Annotated in this window: 14 protein-coding genes; 4 read left to right on the forward strand and 10 right to left on the reverse strand. The window is 74.0% G+C overall.

All coding sequences use genetic code 11. The features are described from left to right. Positions 1-7: 7 nt before the first annotated feature. The 10 genes from D7193_RS05790 to D7193_RS05835 form a co-directional block, all read right to left on the reverse strand. Positions 8-1,501: an oligosaccharide flippase family protein gene (locus D7193_RS05790; protein ID WP_120778278.1), complete on the reverse strand. Its 1,494-nt coding sequence runs from the start codon at positions 1,499-1,501 to the stop codon at positions 8-10. After that, positions 1,498-2,571, reverse strand: coding sequence for a glycosyltransferase family 4 protein (locus D7193_RS05795; protein ID WP_206611847.1), 1,074 nt, complete (start codon positions 2,569-2,571; stop codon positions 1,498-1,500). Before D7193_RS05795 ends, D7193_RS05790 begins: the two co-directional genes overlap by 4 nt. A gap of 13 nt (positions 2,572-2,584) precedes the next feature. Continuing rightward, a complete protein-coding gene (locus D7193_RS05800; RefSeq protein WP_158674775.1) occupies positions 2,585-3,664 on the reverse strand; it encodes a glycosyltransferase in 1,080 nt (359 codons plus the stop codon). Beyond that, positions 3,661-4,815, reverse strand: a complete 1,155-nt coding sequence (locus D7193_RS05805) for a glycosyltransferase (protein ID WP_147434330.1) — start codon at positions 4,813-4,815, stop codon at positions 3,661-3,663. The genes D7193_RS05800 and D7193_RS05805 overlap by 4 nt, the downstream gene beginning before the upstream one ends. Before the next feature lie 55 nt (positions 4,816-4,870). Beyond that, a complete protein-coding gene (locus D7193_RS05810; protein WP_120778282.1) occupies positions 4,871-6,082 on the reverse strand; it encodes a glycosyltransferase family protein in 1,212 nt (403 codons plus the stop codon). Between the two features lie 104 nt (positions 6,083-6,186). Beyond that, on the reverse strand, positions 6,187-7,308 hold the full coding sequence (locus D7193_RS05815) for a glycosyltransferase (protein ID WP_120778283.1): 1,122 nt from the start codon (positions 7,306-7,308) through the stop codon (positions 6,187-6,189). A gap of 23 nt (positions 7,309-7,331) precedes the next feature. Next, entirely contained in the window at positions 7,332-8,654 is a 1,323-nt protein-coding gene (locus D7193_RS05820) for a hypothetical protein (protein ID WP_120778284.1), read from the reverse strand. 313 nt (positions 8,655-8,967) lie between these two features. Beyond that, positions 8,968-9,417 (reverse strand): hypothetical protein, encoded by a 450-nt coding sequence (locus tag D7193_RS05825; protein ID WP_147434331.1) that lies wholly within the window; start codon positions 9,415-9,417, stop codon positions 8,968-8,970. Then, a complete protein-coding gene (locus D7193_RS34530) occupies positions 9,407-13,519 on the reverse strand; it encodes a polymorphic toxin-type HINT domain-containing protein (RefSeq protein ID WP_147434332.1) in 4,113 nt (1,370 codons plus the stop codon). Before D7193_RS34530 ends, D7193_RS05825 begins: the two co-directional genes overlap by 11 nt. 325 nt (positions 13,520-13,844) lie before the next feature. Next, positions 13,845-14,387, reverse strand: a complete 543-nt coding sequence (locus D7193_RS05835; RefSeq protein ID WP_147434333.1) for a hypothetical protein — start codon at positions 14,385-14,387, stop codon at positions 13,845-13,847. A gap of 213 nt (positions 14,388-14,600) precedes the next feature. On the opposite strand from D7193_RS05835, the gene D7193_RS05840 reads away from it, so the two are divergent. The 4 genes from D7193_RS05840 to D7193_RS05855 all read left to right on the forward strand — a co-directional run bounded on the left by D7193_RS05840 (position 14,601) and on the right by D7193_RS05855 (position 19,892). Further along, the gene (locus D7193_RS05840; RefSeq protein ID WP_120778288.1) at positions 14,601-15,452 is read left to right on the forward strand and encodes a MurR/RpiR family transcriptional regulator; all 852 of its coding nucleotides are present in this window, start codon (positions 14,601-14,603) and stop codon (positions 15,450-15,452) included. 13 nt (positions 15,453-15,465) lie between these two features. Then, positions 15,466-17,121, forward strand: coding sequence for a urocanate hydratase (gene hutU / locus D7193_RS05845; RefSeq protein WP_120778289.1), 1,656 nt, complete (start codon positions 15,466-15,468; stop codon positions 17,119-17,121). Between the two features lie 115 nt (positions 17,122-17,236). Beyond that, positions 17,237-18,433 carry an allantoate amidohydrolase gene (locus D7193_RS05850; RefSeq protein WP_120778290.1) on the forward strand — a complete coding sequence of 399 codons (1,197 nt, stop codon included), beginning with the start codon at positions 17,237-17,239 and terminating at the stop codon, positions 18,431-18,433. A 100-nt stretch (positions 18,434-18,533) separates the two neighbouring features. Beyond that, the gene (locus D7193_RS05855) at positions 18,534-19,892 is read left to right on the forward strand and encodes a formimidoylglutamate deiminase (protein WP_120778291.1); all 1,359 of its coding nucleotides are present in this window, start codon (positions 18,534-18,536) and stop codon (positions 19,890-19,892) included. Positions 19,893-19,909 lie beyond the last annotated feature (17 nt).

Raw genomic sequence — 19,909 nt, forward strand, 5'->3', positions numbered from 1 at the left:
CGCTGGCCTAGAGGGCCCTGGGCGACAGGACGCGCCGGAGGTCCGCCGTCGTGATCGCCCGCGAGAGCAGCACCGCCGCGCCGAACATGCCGGCGGCCAGGGCGGCCTCGGCCGGCCACGGAAGTCGTACCAGCCACAGCACGAGGATCGTCGCGGCCCCCACGAGGAAGACGCTCGCCACCTCGCGGACCGGCGGTCGCGACGTCATCGCCCGGGCGGCCAGCAGGCAGGTCGCGACGCCGATGACGAACTCGGTGGCGGCCGCCACGGCGGCGGCGCCCGTCGCGCCCCAGCGCGCGCAGGCCCAGAACTGGGCCGCGAGGTTGACCACCGCCACCGAGACGGTGAGCACCGCGATCGGCCGTACGACGCCCAACGCCGAGCAGATGGTCGTGCCCACGTAGCCGAGGGTGACGCCGACGAAGGCCACCGCGAGCAGGATCAGGGGCGTGACGGCCGGGGCGAAGTCGTCGCCGTAGAGGTAGGCGACGAGCGCGGGCGCGAGCGCGATCAGCAGGACAGCGGTGCCCGCGCCGACCACGGCGCCGGTGCGCGCCGCCAGACTGAAGATCAGGTTCCGGCGGTGGGCGTCCATCGACAGGCTGGTCGCCACGATCGGCAGCAGCGGCGCCACCAGCATGGCCGGGCCAAGCTGCGCGACGTCGAGGAACTTGTAGGCGGCCGAGTAGTAGCCCACCTCGGCGGCGCCCTGGAGATGGAAGAGGATCACCGAGCCGAGCCGGTAGTAGGCCATCACCGCCAGCGAACTGATCGCGAGCGGCCAGCTCAGCGCGAAGATCCGGCCCGCCTCGGCCCAGGACGGCCGGCCCAGCGGCACCAACCGGCGGTTGATCGCCACCCCCACGCAGGTCTGCACCACGACGACAGCCACGAAGAACCAGGCGAGCAGCACGACGTCGCCGCCGGCGCGGGCGACGGCGACGACCGCCACCAGCCACAGGACGCCCTGGACGAGCGCGAGGACGGCGGACACCTCGGGACGGAACCGGGCCGTCGCGCCGGCGGTGAGGACGGACGCCGCGGACAGCGGTGTGGCGACGGCGACCACGCCCACGACCGAGCTGGAGTCGCCGAACAGCCCCGCGGCGGCGGCCACCAGCAGCGCGGCCGTGGCGACCAGTGCCACCGAGGTCCGGATGACCAGGCCGGTGGTCAGGATGCCGCCGGCGGCGGTCTTCTCGCGCGCGATCCGGGAACTCACGGTGATCGTCGTGCCCATGTCGGCCACCTGCGCCGCCGCGGTGCCGAGGGTGAGCGCGAGGGCGAAGACGCCGTACCCCTCGGGGTTCAGGTAGCGCGCGAGGACGGACGTCGTGGCCATGCCCACGGCCATGCCCACGAGCCGGAGCCCGAGGGACACGGCCGTGGCCATGCTGAGCCCGCGAGCCGACCGGGAGGGAGCGGCCGTCGCGTCCGCCGGCCCGCCCGCCGGGGCGGCGCCGTCGAGCGGCTCGGTGGTCGTCTCGCCGGGGGAGGTCACGCGAGGCACTCCCCGAAGACCCGCTCGTACGCGTCGAGCCAGTTCCGGCGGCTGTGACACTGCTCGACGTACGCCACGCCACCGCCCCGGAGTTCCAGGAGCGACCCGGCCTTCTCCGCGGTCAGCTCCGCCGGGTCGTCGATCAGGAGGCCCCCGCAGCCCTGCACCAGCTCCGTGCCCGGGTCGCCGCGGAACGCCACGATCGGCAGCCCGCAGGCGGCGGCCTCCAGGACGCAGGTCGGCGTGCCGTCGGTCTCCGCGCCGCAGTAGAGGTAGAAGTCGCTGGCTGCGAGGAGGTCCGCGACGTCCTGCCGGTAGCCGGTGAAGTGCACGTCGGGGCTGCCGCCGGCCAGACGTTCCAGCCGCTCACGGTCGGGTCCGTCGCCCACCACGAGGAGGGCGCTCCCGCTCGCCCGTGCCGCCGCGATCGCCCGCTCGTGGCGCTTGCCGACGTGCAGGCGTGCCGCCAGGACGGCCACCCGGCGGTCCTGGAAGCGGGCCGGAAGCAGCCGTTCCCGCAGGGACGCCCGCGCGGCGGCCGGCGGGTCGACGTAACGCTCGGTGTCGATCGCGTTCGGTACGACGACGAGCTTGTCCCTGCCGACCACGGGTTCGAGGTCGGCGGCCACGGCCTCGCTGACGCAGACCACCCGCGCCACGTGCTCGGCGGCGCGTGCGTAACCCGCGAGGAGCAGGCGTCCGGTCGGCCCGCCCAGCCACCGGCCGTGCTCCGTCCAGACGACGGGAGCGCGTCGGGCCAGCGGCGCGGTCAGGGCGATCTGTTCCCGCTTGAACTGCAGGTAGTAGATCGACGACTCGGGGATGACCTGCGTGCGGTGCCGTTCCAGGGGCACGCGCAGGAGGCCGGTGGCCATCGTCCGGCGCGACCACTTCGGGCCGAGCCCGATCTCGCGCCGGGTGAGGCCCTGCTCGTCCCATCCGGGGCAGCGGCCGTACAGGACGACGTCGTGGCCGCGCTGCCGCATGCCCTGCCCGAGCGCGACCGTGTGCGCCTCGGCGCCACCGGCGGTGTCCGAGACGGAAACCATCGTGACGGTCAACGTGGACAAGGCGGTCGACTCCTCAGCGGGTGCGGGCCCGGCCGGTGCCCCGGCTGCGCTGGACGGCGGTGTACTCGTCGAGGAACCGGCCGGCGGCGTCCGCCGTGTCGGTCGGCTGCGCGCCGAGTTCGTACGCGGCGACGATAGCGTCCCGGACCGCGGCGGCGGTGGTGTCGCGGGCCACGGCGGTGGCCAGCTCGCCGAGACCGCCGCACGGGGCCACCGCGGTGGGCACGCCCAGCCGGGCCGCCACCGCGAGGACGCCGGACTGGCTGGCGACCTCGTACGGCGCGACCACCACGTCGGCGCTCGCGACCAGGGCGGTGAACTCGTCGACGTCCAGGTAGCGGTAGGCGGTCGTCACGGGCGCCCCGGTCCGGGCGACCAGCGCGTCCACCTGCCGGCCCGGGCCGAGGTCGTCGCCGACCACCGCACCGCGCCAGCCGGGCAACTGCGCCACGGCCTGGACGAACAGCTCGGGGTTCTTGTCCGCCCGCACCTGGCCGGGGAGGAGCGCGAGCCGCCCGCCGTCGGGTGCCAGCTCGGCACGCCACCGCTCGACGAGGGCGGGTCGCGGGGGCGGCGTCCACTGCACGAGCGGCACCTGGACGACGTTCGGCACTCCCCGGGCGAGGAGGTCCCGGCGGTCGGCGTCGGAGTGGACGAGGACCCGGTCGCCGGTGAGCGCGCTGCGCAGCGCCCGGCCGCCGCCGGGGGCGTCGGACCGGACGAACGTGTTGTGCGGGCTCGTGACAACGGCCGCGCGACGCCGCCGGGCCACCGAGATCAGCTCAGGGGTCAGCGCGAACAGGCCCTGGACGTGCACGACGTCCTGCGGACCGATCACGCGGTGCAGGTGCGGCAGCGTACGGGCGAGGTAGCGCGCCGAGGTCCGGGCCTGGCGGACGCGCCGGTGCCGTGAGGCGCGGTGCCAGGTGACGCACCGGCACAGCACCACCGACGCCGGTGCCGGGTCGCAGTCGTCGGCGGTGTGGACGACCACGTCGACGCCGATGCCGGTGAGACCGGCGGCGAGTTCGACGGTGTGGTTGAAGACGCCGCCCCGGCCGCCCGACTCGACCAGGTGGACGCGCCGGATCACGACGCCACCCCCGGTGTTTCGAGGGCGTCGACGGCCTGGACCAGGGCCCGGACCGCGTGGGGCCATCCGAGCGCCTCGCACGCGTGCCACGCCGCCCGCTCACGCGCGTGCCGTACGGGCAGGTCCCGCAGCGCTTCGACGACCGCCTCGGCGAAGGGACCGGCCCCGTCGCCCACCCAGTAGGCGTCGGCGCCGCGTACGGCGTCGGGAAGGCCCTGCGCCGCGAACGGGCTCATCACGACGGCCCGCCCCCGCGACATCGACTCGGTGAGCTTGAGCTGCGATCCGCCTCCCGTGGTGGCGGGGGCGACGGTCAGCGCGGCACCGGCGTACGCCTCGGCGACGTCGTCGAGGGTGCCGAGGACGGTCACGCCGGGCGCGGCGGCGACCTCGTGGCCCAGCGCCTCGCTGCGGCGGCCGGCGACCACGAGCCGGGCCTCGGGGAGCCGGGCGCGGACGAGCGGCCACACGTCGCGCACCAGCGCGCGCAGCGCCAGCACGTTGGGCTCGTAGTCGTACGAGGCCAGCGCGAGGACGTACCCGTCGGCGGGCGAGGGATGGTAGGGCCGGACGTCCACCCCGTTGGGGGCGACGACGACGCGCCGGGTCCAGCCGCTCAGCACCGCCCGGTCCGGCTCGGACAGCGCGACGCAGAGCGCGGCGCGGGCGGCCACCCGGGGCTCCCAGTACGCGGCCTTGGCCGCCTCGGCGCGGCGGGCGACCCGCTGCCACCCGTTCGCCGACGTGACGAGCGTCCGCAGGCGCCGGCTCTCGATGTTGGCGAACTCGACCACCTGCGGGACCGGGCGGGACCACGCCGGCGCCCACGCCGCCAGGTAGGAGTGCGACCAGTACACCGCGTCGGGGCGGAACTCGTCGTGCAGCGCCGCGAGGGAGTCGGCCACCGGCAGCAGGTAGTGCCCGCCCAGGTGCGGACGCCCCGACGCCCGGGTGCGGACCGCGGACGGCGGGGACCAGGGCAACGGCCGGGTGGGGACCGGCGCGTCGTCCTGCCGCTCGCCGTGCTCGGGGAACGTGACCAGCACCTCGGCGTGGGCGCTCAGCGCCTCGGCCACCCGGGCCGTGCGGATCCGGCCGCCGTGGTGCGCCGGCCACGGCGGTTCGACGCTGACGACCAGCACGCGCCTCATGGCCGCACCGCCGCGCGCCCCCGCGCCCACCGACCGCCGACGACGTCCATGGCCACTACCGCACCCGGGCCAGTTCGCGTTCCAGCAGCTCCCGCAGCACCGCGCCGCGGCCCTCCCACCCGTGTTCCGCCGCGCTCGCCACGCGGTCGTCGAGGACCGTGTCGCTGACCGGCTGGAGCAGCTCCAGCAGGCGCGCGGGGAGGTCGTCGGCCTCGGCGGCCGTCACGTGGGGGTTGGTCCGGGCGAGGTCGGCCACCGCCGGCAGCCGGGTGCCGAGCACCGCGAGACCGGAGGACAGGTACTCGAAGCACTTCAGCGGGCTCACGCCGCGGGTGTAGTCGTTGATCGCGTACGGGATGAGCCCCACGGCGCAGGTGCCGGCCGCCTCGGCGAGCTGCGCCGGGGTGAGGAGGCCGAGGTGGCGGGCCCCCAGTTCCTCGAGACGCCGGAGTTCCGCGTCGAAACTGCCGCCACCGGCGGCGAGCGGCCCGGCCAGCAGCAGCTCGCCGCGCCCACGCAGGGCGGTGGCGACCGCTTCGAGCAGCCGCAGGTCGAGCTTGTGGACGGTGAGGTTCCCGGAGAAGAGCGCGGCGGGACGGCGCTCACCCGCCGGCCTGCTCGCCGCCGCGAAGACCGACACGTCCGCCACGTTCGGCATCAGCTCGACCCGGGGGAAACCGGCGCCGACCAGGTGCTCCTGGACTGCGGGGCTGGTGGCGATGGCGACGGCCGTACGCGACGACAACGACTTCTCGCCGCGCGCCACGGCCACGCCGTCCACGCCGGGGAAGGACGCGAGGAGGTCCACGCAGTGGTAGACGACGACGTCCGCCGCGTCCTCCAGGCCGTACGTCACCGGCGTGAAAGCCCACAGCACGCGCGGACGCTCGCTGCCCAGCCAATCGGCCGTGGCACGCCGGAGCAGGGCGCGGTTGAGCGGCCGCGTCGGTGTCCGGTGCACCGGCAGCACGAGCGGCGACACGATCTGCGTACCCGCCGGGCGGGGCCGCTGCGCCGGGACCTCCCGGTCGCCCGCGGCCCTGCGGACCCGCGCGGCCATGCGTACGACGTCGTCGCGCCTCAGCGTGGGCCGGCGCAGCCCCAGCGACTCGACGAAGGTCACGGTGGCGGAACGGGCGAGTTCACGGGCGACGTAGTGCTGGTTCGTCGCGATCGGGGAATCCCACTCGGCCGTACCCAACATCAGCACGTTGGCCACCGGCCCGTCGCCGAGTCGCGCGTGCTCCGGCACTGACGCCGTCACCATGAGTCTTCTCCAGCTCGCCGTGCACCGAGCCCGGCAAGATTATTCGAGGATCGTGCCGGGGCCAATAGCGAACCTCCTGCCGGCGGCGTCGCCAGCCGTGGAGGCTATTCCTGCTCGGCCAACCAGGCGGCCATGTTCGCCTGGAAGGCCTGGGTAGTGAACCGTTGCGCGTTGGTCACCGTCGCCTCGGCGGACAGGCTCGACACGCGACGGATCGCGTCCGCGTACGCCGTCGGATCGGGGGCGTCGAGAAGGAAGCCGGTCTCCTCCGACACCACGGTCTCCAGCAACCCGCCGCGGGCCCACCCCACGACGGGCGTACCGCAGGCCTGCGCCTCCACGGCGATCATGCCGAAGTCCTCGACCGCGGGATAGAGCAGCGCCAGGGCACCCCAGTACAACTCGCGGAGACGCTCCTTGGTCGGTCGCATCTCGAACTCGACCGGCACGTCGACGCGCGCCGCGAGCCGGCGCAGGTTCTCCTCCTCCGGCCCGCCGCCGGCGATCACCAACGGCAGGCGGGCCGCCGCGGCGATCTCGATCATCAGGTCGAAGTTCTTGTACGGGATCCACCGGCCCACGCCCAGCAGGTAGCGGCGATCCTGGTCACGGACCTCCGGCGGGGCGTCCGTGAAGTAGTCCACGTCCACCGGCGGATTGATCACCCTGGCGTCGCGGCCCCAGAAGCGACGGATCCGGGCCTGCACTTCCCGCGAGTTCGCGGCGTAGCTGTGCACGTGCCGGCTCAGCCTCTTGTCGCCCGCCTGGAGCACGGCGCGCATCGGCGCGAGCATCGGGTTGGCGCCCCGCTGGTCCAACTCCGGGATCCAGACGTAGCGCGCGGGTGAGTGCACGTAGCTCAGGTGGCGCGTCTGCTCCGGATCGCCGATCTTCACGGTGTGCGCGAAGGCGTGACTCGACGAGATGACGTAGTCGTACTTCTTGCGGGTCAGCGTCCGCCACGTGAGCGGCATGAGCGGAAGGGCGAGGGCCTTGCTGCGGCGCAGCGGCGTCTTCGCCATCCACGACTCGTGGAACTCGCGGTCCGCGGGCGCGTCCTCGTCCTTCCAGAGGACGAAACGGTCCGCGTGCGGCACCAGCTCGGCCATGTTCAGGAACACCTGCTCGGAGCCGCCGGCGGCCTCGAACCACTCGTGGATGAGCGCCACCGAGCGACCGGCGAGGGGTCGGGGTGCCGCGTCGGGTGTGGAGGGAACGAGGCCCATGGGCGTCCCTCGGTGCAGCGTGCTCAAAAGACGACCACGTCACGGATGTAGCTGGCGAAGCGGCGCAGCTGGTAGGCCTCCTTCACGGGCGAGGTCATCCGGATCACGAGCTGCCGGTTGATGGCGCCGTCCTCGCCGCTGCGGAAGTACGCGACGACGACCAGGCCGTGCCGGGACTCGCCGTTGACGTCGATGATCTGCTCGGCGTACGTGGAGTACTGGCCGCTGCGGATCCACTGCGCGCCCCACGCCTCCTCGGTGGCCCGCATGGCGCTCTGCCACTGCTCGTTGCACGGCTGGGGGCAGTCCCGCACGGTCAGCTCGCCGCCGATCTTGCTTCCCGCGTCGGTGGTGCTGCAGTCGTACGTGACCAGACCTTCGGCCCGGGCGGCGAGCGTGCACTGCCAGTTCGTGGGGACCTTCACGGGGAATGTCAGGCCCTCGAGATCGGTGAACGTCCGGACGGTGTCCCGCTCGTGGAACCTCGGCCACTGCGTCGGCCAGGCGCCGGGCTTGGGCGGCTCGATGCCGGGCGACTGCGGCGGTGACGTCGGCAGCGCCGGCGACACCAGGGTCGGGCTGGGCGCCGCCTCCGGCGGCGTCTCCGTGCCGTCCGAGCCCGCCCAGACGACCGCGCCGACCACACCGGCGAGCAGCACCAGGACCAGCACCCCGGCGCCGACCCACAGGCCGGTGCGACGCGGACGCGGCTCGGACGGCTTGATCCGGCGGGTGGGCGTGGCGAACGGGTCCTGGAACGGGGCGCCCGGGCGGGCCTGGGCGATCGGCGGCTGCCCCGCGTCGTCGGCGGACGCGGACGTCTCGGCCAGCGGCGTCGCGGGGGAGGTCGGCGCCGCCGAGACCGGTGACGCGGACGCGGACGCCGGCTGCCCCGAGGTCGGTGTCGTGTGCACCGCCCACGGAAGCTGCGGCTTGTCGGACACCAGCTCAGGCGCGCCGGACACCGGCTGCGGCGGCGCGCTCACCTGCTGGGGCACGCCGGACACCTGCTTCGGCACGCCGGACGCGGGCGGGGCGGACGTGGGTGGCGCCGAGACCGGCGCGTCGGGCACCGGCTGGTAGTCCAGGCCGAGGCTCTGGAAGAGACGCCGCGGGGCGTCCCCCTCCTCGGCGGTGTAGGCCACCCACGGGTGGGCGGCGGAGAAGTCGGCGCCGGCGACCGGGTGCCCGCCATCCGCGTGGGCGAGGGTGTTCGCGGCGTTCGCGAAGGCCTCGCGCCAGCGCGGGTCGGAGGCCGCAACCCCGTCCAACACCGCCACGGTCGCGAACCGGCCCTGCCCATCCACCGCGGCCCAGGCCTTACCGACCTGGCACGCGCCCAGCATGTGGGTGTACCTGTAAGGGCTTTCCGGCTGCATGCCACTCCTCCGCTCGCCCGCCGTGCGGATAGTACAGAGATGAGGCTCGCTCGTCCGCCCGCGGGCACCGGTCCATCGACCGACAGGTCGGTGACCCGGGTCCTGAGCCACTCGCCTCGTCGACGATTTCAGACGCCGAGCGACGACGAAGCCCGTTGGTAGGCCACGGGAACCGCAGCTTCCCCGATCGCTCCGGTCGACAGTGGTCGGCGCTCCGACGCCGTCGGCGTGCTGATGTGCACAGGACGGCAGCCGGGCGGCTGCCGTCCTGTGCCCGCAGCTAGAGCCGCCTCCGGAACGAGCCGATCACCGACCGCCATTCCGGCGTCCGGAGAGTGTCCAGGTCCGCCGCCACGACCGGCTCGACGCCGGGCGCGCACACGCCGTAGATCTGGGGCGCGATCGCCTCCGTGAGGATGTCGTCGAAGTGAAACGAGCCCTCGAATCCGAGCCAGACCACGCCGTCGGCCACGGCGCACGCTGCCCGGAGACAGTGTGAGAGATAACCGTGCAGGTCAGCCGGGAGCTCGTCGAAGACCAGGTCGTATTCGGTGACGGTGGCGTACGGGAACGGACCCGGGTCGTCCCGCTCGAGCGAATACGTCTGGACCTCGGCCGGCGCCGTGCCGCCGAACTCGAAGTTCGGCGACACGGCCGGAACACCCGGCACGAAGACACTGACGACCGGCTGCGCGGCGAAACGCAACCCGGATGCCAGATCAGCAGCCACAGATCCCCCACAGCTTTAGATCATCGGGGGTGACGACCTTCGACGACGTGACCCTACCGGCGTACTGGCCTTCCTTCGCCACGAACAGGACGACCGTCTTGCCGTTGACCTCACCGATGAAGCCCTTGTTCCGGATGCCACCGGTGCCACCGAGCGTCCAGTCGAAGGTCTTCTGCGGGTTGGTCAGGATCGAGGAGGTCAGGCTCTCGAACGCCTGCCTCTTCGCCTCGTTGCTACCGGTGTTGGGAATGATGTCGCCGACCAGCCGGCGCATCGCGTGGCCGCCCTCGCCTCGCATTCCCTGGTACGCCGTGGCCACGGTGTCCGCGCTGAACCCGATCGCGGGCGGGCAGCCGGCGTTGTGGACCAGGACGGGAGTGTCACCGGCGACCACGTAGTAGGTCTGCAGATCGGCGATGGACAGGTTGTGGACCTGGGAGATCTCGGTCCGCTCCGACACGGTTTCGATCTGCACCCAGGTGCCCGCCGAGGTGCGGATCGACTGTCCCGGTTTCAGGGACTCCGCCCTGACCCACGTGTCGAGGTCACCGACCCAGAAGGGGTGGTTGTGGGTGGCCGTGACGGTCCCGGTCTCCTCGCCCGCCGCGCCATCCGTGTCAACCGTGACGTCGACGAGTCGCTTGATACCGGCGCTGCCGATGAGAGCCGTGACCGGCTTCGCAGCGGTGACCCCACTCACCGGATCGGTGGCCAGGACCTTGTCGCCGACCCGGATCTGTTCGATCGCCCGGCGACTGCCGTCGGCCAGCAGTACGCCCGTGCCGGGCGTGAAGCTGCTGCCGCACTTGATGAGCTGGTCGACGATGTTCTTGACCGTCCGCAGCTTGTCCGCGTTCTTCATGGTCTTGGCGCCGGAGGCGAGCCAGCCGACCACCGGGACCATGGCGCCCAGCGACAGCAGGCCACCGACCACATCGCCGCGGCCGAACGAGATCGCCGCGTCCGCGGCGTCGCACACCTCACCCGCGCCCGGAATCAGACCGCACATGCCCAGGACGAACTGGAGCATGTCGAGCATCAGGCCGGGGTTCTCCTCGACGAAGCCCTTGAGGTCGTTGAGCATGGAGCAGCCGGGGCTGCCCGCGTTGGCCGGCGCGCTGCACTTGGCCGGATTCGTCAGTGTTCCGGCCAGGTCCTTGTAGACGTTCACGCACTGCGGCGACATCGCCGATTCCGGCACCAGGCAGCCCCACGTCTTGTGGCTGTCCGCCGCGCTTCCGTTGCCGCCCGGGCCGGTGCCCGGCGTGGTGCTGCGCTGCTGAGCCTCCCACTCCTTCAGCTTGGTGGCGTAGATTGTCGACGCTTCCTTGGCGGCAGCGTCGGCAGCCGCGGCGTCCTTGCCCGCGGCCGTGGCCGCGGCGCGGGCGTCCCTGGCGTCCTCCGCCGCAGCGGCGGCGTCCGCACTCGCACGGCGGGAAGCAGCGCTCGCCGTCGCCGCCGAAATGGCGGCACTGTTGGCGCTCGCCTGCGCGGAGTTCGCCGCGTTGCGAGCCGTCTGGGCGGACTGGGCGGCCTCGTCCGCCGACCGCTTGGCCGCCTCGGCCGAGAGCCGCGCGTTGTTCTTGTGCGTCTCGGCCAGCCGGGCCGCGTCCTCGGCACGCTTCGCCGCGGCATCCGCCTCTCCGGCCGATCCCGCGGCATCGAGTGCCGCCTCCTGCGCCCGTGCGGCGTCCTCCAGCGCCTTCTGCGCGTACTGCTGCGCCTCCAGGATCAACTTGCGGACGGTCGCCACGTGGGCCGCCTGCTCCAGGTCCCGCTGCGCCGCCTGGTAGCGGGAGGTGGCCAGGAAGTAGGAGATGTACGACGAGGGCCCGGAAAGGGCGACCTGTCCAGCCGCCTTGACCTCCGGTCCTCCGGCGTCCATCACGCGGTACACCTCAAGGCGCTCATCGGCGGCGCGAGCGGTGTACTGGCCGGTGCGGAGGAACTCGTGTGCGGCGGCCGTGCCGTCCGCGAGCGCCCTCTCCGCGGCGGCCTTCAGGTTGACCTGCCCGGCGGCCGTGGCCGTCTCGATGATCCGGTAGATCGCCTGCCGGTCGTTGAAGACCTTTCCGCTGTAGTTGCGGGTACGCAGGAACGCGTCCACCGCGGCGTCGTCACCGGCCAGAGCGGTCTGCGCAGCCGTCTTCTCGGGGCCGTCGGGCAGGGTGTCCATCAGGTGCCACACCCGGGACCGGTCGTCCTGACCGCTCGCGGCCCTCCGGCCGCTGGCCAGCCAGGTGCGCATCTCGATCTCGCCGCCGGCCAGGACATCCAACGCGGCGGACTTGGTCCATTCGCCGCCGGTGCTGGCGAGGGCGACGGCCGCGCGGCGACCCTTGTCCAGCATCTCGCCCGCCGGGACGCCCGGCGCGGCCGCCTCGTCCAGGAGCGTGCGGGTCGCGGGATCGACCCGGAGCTCCTCGGCGGTGTCCCACTGCAGAGTCCGGTTCCACGCCGCCAGGACCCCGCCCTCGGCCTTCACCTGCTGCTCCTGCGCCAGGGCTTCCTGCGCTGCCAGCACACCCTGCTCGGTGGCCTCCGTCAGCCGTGCCTCGTCCTCCTGGCGAGCCAGGGTCTCCAGTTCCGCGGCCCTGGTGGCCGCGGCCACCGCGACGTTCGCCGACTCCACGGCCGCGGCTGCGGCCTTGGCGGCCTCAGCCGCCGAGTACTGGGCGTTCTCCGCCGCGACCGCTGCGGCCAACGCCGACCGCTCGGCATTCTCCGCGTGCACGGCCGCCTGCTCTGCGAAGCGGAACGCGTCCGCCGAGGCCTCTGCCGCCGTCCGGGCCAGTGACTCCGCGCGATCCGCCGCGCGCGACGCCGCGGCCGCGGCCGCCCGGGCACGCGCCGCAGCGTCGCGCGCGCGCTGCGCCTGCTGGGCCGAAACACCCGACTGCCGGCTCGCCGTGTCGGCCGCGTTGGCGGCGTCGTCCGCGTTCCTTCCGGCTGCCTTCGCCGCCACGGACGCCGCCTGCGCCTGCGCCAGAGCGCGGTCACGCTCGACCTTCGCGTACACCAGCTCGCGGGCGCGTGCCGCCGCGTCCCGTGCCGCCTCCGCCGCCTCCCGCGCCGCCCGGGCATCGCCGGCGTTCGCTCGTGCCGCAGCCGCAGCGCGCTGCGCCCGTGCCGCGGCCTGCGCCGTCAACGACGCCGCCGTCACGGCCCGTCGGGACGCGTCCGCGGCGGTCCGCGCCGCCCGCATCGCCGCGTTCGACGCGGCTACCGCCTCCCGGGCGGCGTCCGCCGCACCGGCCGCCGCATCCGCCGCCCGCCCGGCCGCCGCCGACGCCTTCGCCGCCGCACCCCCGGCCGCCTGCGCCTCCGCCTGCGCCGCCTGGGCCGCCTTCTTCGCCTCGTCCGCGGCGTTCGCTGCCCGCGTCGAGAACTCCTCCGCCGCCAGGGACTCCTGCGCCGTCGCCTCGCCGGCCTGCTTGGCCTGCTCGGTCAGTGCCCGGATCGAGGCCAGCTCCTGGTCCCGCGCCCGTGCCACGTACTGACCGCTCGCCAGGAACTCCGCAAGCTCCTCGGGTGATCCCGACAACGCCTGCTGCGCCGCCGCGTCCAGCACCGGGCCGCTGTTGTTGGGGCCGCCGGCGAGCATCCGCGTCGCGGCAAGCCGGTCATCGGCGAAGGCCGCCGCGTCCCGCCCCTGGGCGAGGAAGTCCGAGATGTCCTGTGCCGAACCGTCGAGTGCCCGTTGCGCCGCCGCCTTCGTCGTCGGCCCGCCGGCCTCCAGCACCCGATACACCCGCACGCGCTCGTCGGCCGGCCACGCCTCCTGCCAGCCGCCGTTGACGAACGCGCGCACCTCGTCAGCGGAGCCCTCCAGCGCCCGGAGGCCCGCCGCACGCACCGCCGGACCGTCCATGGACGTGAGCACCTGCGCCGCGGCCCGTTCGTCGGCCTCCTGCGCCAGCTTGCGCCCGGATGCGAAGAACTCCTCGAGGTCCTGGTCCGAACCCAGCAGCGCGACCTCGGCGGCCCGCCGCACGGAGGGCCCGCCCGACACCATGTAGTCGGCCGCGGTCTGGCGGTAGGCCCGAAGGTCGCCTTCCACGGCGGACGCCGACGCCGGCGGTTGAAGGAACGGCCCGACCATGACGAGAGCGACCACAATGGCCAGACGCCGCCTCAGGCGGGCTCGCCGCCTCGGACGGGAAGGCGCCGGATCATGCCTACGAACTAACACAGGACCCCCGTTTCGGAAACGACAACGCGGACGCCGACTGTGGTCGGCGCCCTGCCCCACACATCGAACTTTTTCGACGGCGGCCGGCGGGGGACAGTCTGTCAAATATCGAAGAACCACGCTGCCCCGCGATCCCGCCGGTGTCACCGACCGGACGGGCGGTCGGTCACCGGAAGTCCCGGGGAAACACGAAGGGGAGCGCCGGCAACCGCCGCCGCTCCCCTTCTCACTTCCGCTAGGACGCGGCCCCGGACAGGCGCAACTCGACCAGGATCGCCTTCGGCGGCTCGGTCCCCGTACCGGGGCTGATGGCTACGGGCTTGTTCGGCTCGATCTGGTAGGTCTTCGGCCCCTCCGGCAGGTTCGCGGTCGCCTCCAGCGGCTCGCTGCCGCCGCGAATCCCGAACGTTCCCGGTACCTCGAGGGTCAGATAACCCTCCGTGCCCTTGGTCTTGAAGCAGTACCAGACACCGTACGGCGCCACGTCGAGGGCCTTCTCGACCTGGATCTGGCCGACCGGGCACTGCTCGCCCGTGTCGTAGGAACGGGAGGTGTCGAACCAGATGTGGCCGTCACCCTTGAACACCTTCAGGCCGTGGTCGGCCAGGATGCGCTCGGCCCCCGGGTGGCTGAAGTCCTCCTCGATCGTCGGCGGTGTGTCCGCCGCGAACGAACCGGTGTTCGCCACGAACACCACAGCCCCCGTCAGCACCGCCGCCGCGCCGAGCCCTGCCCACACCTTCATCTGCTCTCCTAGCTCACGCCGACGGTTGCCCACCCGGCTGACCATAGGGCGGACGTCAGCCCGCCCTCCGTCACCGGGTTGGTGCCCCCGCTCTGCCACCTTCGACCCTTGAGACCGAGCATCGCCGGAGGCGTGATCGTTCCCGCCCTCCGGCATGTGGGACGGTACCGGAATCCATCGATCTCTGCTGCCCCGCGAGGCAGCCGACGGTTGCTCTTTGAAAGTTTTCATGCATAGAGTCACGGTGTGAATGAAGGAGCTGTCGCCGCGCCCACCCAGCGCGTGCTCGACCTGTTCCACGGGGTCCGGCTCACCCCCACCCAGCGCCGGATCGCGCACTGCCTGGTGCAGCACGCGCCGGCCGTGGCGTACCTCTCGGCGGCCGAGGTGGCCGAGCTGGCCGGGGTCAGCCAGCCGTCGGTCACCCGGTTCGCGGTGGCGCTCGGCCACGACGGCTATCCGGCGCTGCGCCGCCGGCTGCGGGAACTGGCCGCCGGCGCGCCGGACGGCGCGGCCCACGCCGGAAACGAACTCCAGCAGGCCGTACGCGCCGAGGTCGGCAACCTGGACCGGCTGGCCGCCCAGCTCGCCGACCGGGACGGCATCGCCCGCACCGGCGAGCTGCTCGCCGCGAGCCGGCCGCTGCCGGTGCTCGGCCTGCGGGCCGCCGCGCCGCTGGCCGCGTACTTCGCGTACTTCGCCGCGAAGGTGCACCCGGACGTGCGGGTGCTCGACGACGGCGGCAGCCTGCTCACCGACCGCCTGGAGCAGGCCGCCGAGGCCGGCGCGAGCGCCCTGCTCGCCTTCGTGCTGCCCCGCTACCCGCGGGAGACCCTGGACGCGCTGCGTGAGGCGCGGGCCGCGGGGCTCGCCGTGGTGGCGATCACCGACTCGCCGGTCAGCCCGGCGACCGAGTACGCCGACGTGGTGCTGCCCGCCGCGGTCGGCACCGATCTCGTCTTCGACCTGCACACCGCCCCGATGGCCCTGGCCATGGTGCTGCTCCAGGCCATCTGTGACGCCGCCCCGGCCGACACCCAGCGCCGGTTGGAGGCGTTCGAGGCGTCCGCCGCCCGCCGACAGCTGTTCCTCGGCTGAGAGGAGAACCGAGATGTCCCACCCGGTCCGCGCCGCCCGTGGCGCCGAACGCACCGCCCGCGGCTGGCCGCAGGAGGCCGCGCTGCGGATGCTCATGAACAACCTGGACCCGGAGGTTGCCGAGCGCCCCGACGACCTGGTCGTCTACGGCGGTACCGGCCGGGCCGCCCGGGACTGGCCGTCGTACCACGCGCTGGTGCGTACGCTCACCGACCTGCGTGACGACGAGACGATGCTGGTGCAGTCGGGCCGGCCGGTGGGCGTCCTGCGCACCCACGAGTGGGCGCCGCGGGTGCTGCTGGCCAACTCGAACCTCGTGGGCGACTGGGCCACCTGGCCGGAGTTCCGCCGGCTGGAGCAGCTCGGCCTGACCATGTACGGGCAGATGACGGCCGGCTCGTGGATCTACATCGGCACCCAGGGCATCCTCCAGGGCACCTACGAGACGTTCGCGGCGGTGGCGGCCAAGCGGTTCGGCGGCAGCCTCGCCGGCACGCTCACGCTGACGGCCGGCTGCGGCGGCATGGGCGGGGCGCAGCCGCTCGCCGTCACCATGAACGGCGGCGTCTGCGTCATCGTCGACGTGGACCGGAGCCGGCTGGAGCGCCGGGCGCACGACCGCTACCTCGACGAAATCGCCGATGACCTGGACGACGCGGTACGGCGGGCGCTCGCCGCGAAGCGCGAGGGCCGCGCCCTGAGCGTCGGCGTGGTCGGCAACGCCGCGGTCGTCTTCCCCGAGCTGCTGGTCCGGGGCGTCGAGATCGACATCGTCACGGACCAGACGAGCGCCCACGATCCGCTGTCGTACCTGCCGGTGGGCGTGGAGCTGGCCGACGCCCCCGAGTACGCGGCGGCGAAGCCGGCCGAGTTCACCGACCGGGCGCGGGCCTCGATGGCCCGGCACGTGGCGGCGATGGTGGGCTTCCTCGACGCCGGCGCGGAGGTCTTCGACTACGGCAACTCGATCCGGGGCGAGGCGAAGCTCGGCGGTTACGAGCGCGCCTTCGACTTCCCCGGTTTCGTCCCGGCGTACATCCGGCCGCTGTTCTGCGAGGGCAAGGGCCCGTTCCGGTGGGCGGCGCTCTCCGGCGACCCTGCCGACATCGCCGCCACCGACCGGGCGATCCTCGACCTGTTCCCGGAGAACGAGTCCCTGGCGCGGTGGATCCGGATGGCCGGCGAGCGGGTCGCGTTCCAGGGCCTGCCGGCCCGGATCTGCTGGCTGGGCTACGGCGAACGGGACCGGGCCGGCGTGCGGTTCAACGAGATGGTGGCGTCCGGCGAGCTGTCCGCCCCGGTGGTCATCGGCCGCGACCACCTGGACGCCGGCAGCGTGGCCAGCCCCTATCGGGAGACCGAGGCGATGGCCGACGGCTCCGACGCGATCGCCGACTGGCCGCTGCTGAACGCGCTGGTCAACACGGCCAGCGGGGCGTCCTGGGTCTCCATCCACCACGGCGGCGGCGTCGGCATGGGCCGTTCGATCCACGCCGGGCAGGTGTGCGTGGCCGACGGCAGCGCCCTCGCCGGGCAGAAGATCGAGCGGGTGCTCACCAACGACCCGGCGATGGGCGTCATCCGGCACGTGGACGCCGGTTACGACGGCGCCCGCGAGGTCGCCGAGCGCACCGGCCTGCGCGTGCCGATGGCGGAGGGTGCCGCGTGAGCGCGAGGAGTGCAGCGCAGCGGAGCCCCGCAGTCGCGAACAACCGGGGGAACAACGTGAGCGCGAGGAGTGCAGCGAAGCGGAGCCCCGCAGTCGCGAGCAACGGGAGAACAGCGTGACGGACCTGGCCGGCCGGTTCCGCAAGCTGTGGGACGAGATCGCGCCTGTGGGCCGCGACTCCGGCAGCGGCGGCTACCTGCGGTACGCGCTCACCGAGCCCGAGCTGCGGCTGCGGGGCTGGTTCCGGGACCAGGCCGCCCACCGGGGCATGCCGGTCGTCGAGGACGGCAACGGCAACCTCTTCGCGTGGTGGGGCGACCCGGAGGCCGGCGACGCGGTGCTGACGGGCAGCCACTTCGACTCGGTGCCGCACGGCGGGGCGTACGACGGGCCGCTCGGCATCGTGAGCGCCTTCCTGGCCGTCGACGAGCTGCGCGCCGCCGACGTCACCCCGACCCGGCCGGTGGTCGTGGGCGCGTTCGTCGAGGAGGAGGGCGGCCGGTTCGGCGTGCCGTGCCTCGGGTCGCGGCTGCTCACCGGCGCGCTGCCGGCCGAGCGGGCGGCCGTGCTGCGGGACGCCGCCGGCGTGAGCTTCGCCGAGGCGCTGGGCCACGCCCCGGCGGGAGCCCGTCCCGAGCTGCTGGCCCGGTTCCGGTCGTTCGTGGAGCTGCACGTCGAGCAGGGCCGCGCGCTCGCGGAGACACCGTCGCCGGTCGCCGTGGCGAGCGCCATCTGGCCGCACGGCCGCTGGCGCTTCGACTTCACGGGCGAGGGCAACCACGCGGGCACCACGCGGATGGCCGACCGCCGCGACCCGATGCTGACGTACGCGTTCACGGTGCTGGCGGCCAACAAGGAAGCCCGGCTGCGGGGGGCGCACGCAACCGTCGGGCGGGTGTCGGTGGAGCCGAACGCCACCAACGCCATCCCGTCGCGGGTGAGCGGCTGGCTGGACGCCCGTGCGGCCGAGCCGGACACCCTCAGCGGGCTGGTCGAGGCGGTGCACGACAAGGCCGTCGAGCGGGCCCGGCGCGACGGCACGGCGGTCACGCTCACGGAGGAGTCGGCGACCTCCCTGGTGGCCTTCGACGGTGGGCTGGCCGAACGGCTGGCCCGCCTGCTGGACGCCCCGGTGCTGCCGACCGGCGCCGGGCACGACGCCGGCGTGCTGTCGGGGCACCTGCCGACGGCGATGTTGTTCGTCCGCAACCCGAGCGGGGTGTCCCACTCCCCCGCTGAGTCGGCGACCGACGAGGACTGCGCGGCCGGAGTGGTGGCGCTGGCCCGGGTGCTGGCGGAGTTGGCGTGCTGACCGTCGGCCCGGCGCGGCGTTGCGCGGCCCGGTCGGCGGGCCGGTGCGGCCAGGATCGGCTGATGACGCAGACGATCCAGCTCCGAAGGGGGCGCGGGGCATGACGGCGACGCGCTGGCTGGCCGAGTACGCGTGGCTGCCCGACCGGAGCGAGCCGACCGCCGACGTGCTGATCGAGGCCGAGGACGGCCGGTTCACCACCGTGACGCCGCTGACCGGGGACGCGGCGCCCACCGCCGGGGTCGAGGTTCTCACCGACGCGGTGCGGCTGCCGGGGCTGACCCTGCCCGGCCTGGCCAACGCGCACTCGCACGCCTTCCACCGGGCGCTGCGCGGGCGTACGCACGGTGGGCGGGGCGACTTCTGGACGTGGCGCGACCAGATGTACGGGGTGGCCGCCCGCCTCGACCCGGACTCGTACCTGGCGCTGGCCCGGGCCACGTACGCCGAGATGGCGCTGGCCGGGATCACCTGCGTGGGCGAGTTCCACTACCTGCACCACGGCCCGGACGGCACCCCGTACGCGGACCCGAACGCGATGAGCGTCGCGCTGGTCGAGGCCGCGGCCCAGGCGGGCATCCGGATCACGCTGCTGGACGCCTGCTACCTCACGGCGTCGGTGGACGGCCGGCCGCTGGCCGGGCCGCAGCGGCGTTTCGGCGACGGGGACGCCGCGCGGTGGGCCGAGCGGGCGGCCGCGTTCACGCCGGATGGCGAGCACGCCCGGGTGGGCGCCGCCGTGCACTCGGTGCGTGCCGTACCGGCCGAGCAGCTGAGCACCGTGGCGCGCTGGGCGCGCGAGCGCGACGCACCGCTGCACGTGCACCTGTCGGAGCAGCCCGCGGAGAACGACGCCTGCCGGGCGGTGCACGGCTGCACCCCGACCCGCCTGCTCGCCGACCGCGAGGTGCTGGGCCCGGCCACGACGGCCGTGCACGCCACCCATCCGACGAGCGCCGACCTGGCCCTGCTCGGGGAGAGCCGTACCGGCGTCTGCCTCTGCCCCACCACGGAACGGGACCTCGCCGACGGCATCGGCCCGGCCCGGCGGATGGCCGACGCCGGCAGCCCGCTCAGCCTGGGCAGCGACAGCCACGCCGTGATCGACCTGTTCGAGGAGGCACGGGCGGTGGAGTTGGACGAGCGGCTGCGTACCCGCCGCCGGGGCCATTTCGCCGCGGCCGACCTAATGACCGCGGCGACCGCCGCCGGGCACGCCGCGCTGGGCTGGACCGACGCGGGCCGGCTGGCCGTCGGCGCCCGCGCCGACCTCGTCACGGTACGGCTCGACACCGCCCGGACCGCCGGTGTGCCGCCGGTCGGCGCGTTCTTCGCGGCCACCGCCGCCGACGTCACCACCGTGGTGGTGGACGGGCGGACGGTCGTCGCCGACGGCCGGCACCGCACCGTCGACGTGCCCGCCGAACTGCGCGCCACCATCGCGGAGGTGACCTCGTGAGCACTGACCCCTGGCCG

The sequence above is a fragment of the Micromonospora costi genome, from assembly GCF_003626655.1.
GTDB lineage: Bacteria > Actinomycetota > Actinomycetes > Mycobacteriales > Micromonosporaceae > Micromonospora > Micromonospora costi.

Excerpts from the sequence above, each read along its gene's own strand:
- D7193_RS05815 (WP_120778283.1), bottom strand. The coding sequence starts at position 7,308 with ATGGGCCTCGTTCCCTCCACACCCGACGCGGCACCCCGACCCCTCGCC.
- D7193_RS05855 (WP_120778291.1), top strand. The coding sequence starts at position 18,534 with ATGACGGCGACGCGCTGGCTGGCCGAGTACGCGTGGCTGCCCGACCGG.
- D7193_RS05810 (WP_120778282.1), bottom strand. The coding sequence starts at position 6,082 with ATGGTGACGGCGTCAGTGCCGGAGCACGCGCGACTCGGCGACGGGCCG.
- D7193_RS05805 (WP_147434330.1), bottom strand. The coding sequence starts at position 4,815 with ATGAGGCGCGTGCTGGTCGTCAGCGTCGAACCGCCGTGGCCGGCGCAC.
- hutU (WP_120778289.1), top strand. The coding sequence starts at position 15,466 with ATGTCCCACCCGGTCCGCGCCGCCCGTGGCGCCGAACGCACCGCCCGC.
- D7193_RS05820 (WP_120778284.1), bottom strand. The coding sequence starts at position 8,654 with ATGCTGGGCGCGTGCCAGGTCGGTAAGGCCTGGGCCGCGGTGGATGGG.
- D7193_RS34530 (WP_147434332.1), bottom strand. The coding sequence starts at position 13,519 with ATGGTCGGGCCGTTCCTTCAACCGCCGGCGTCGGCGTCCGCCGTGGAA.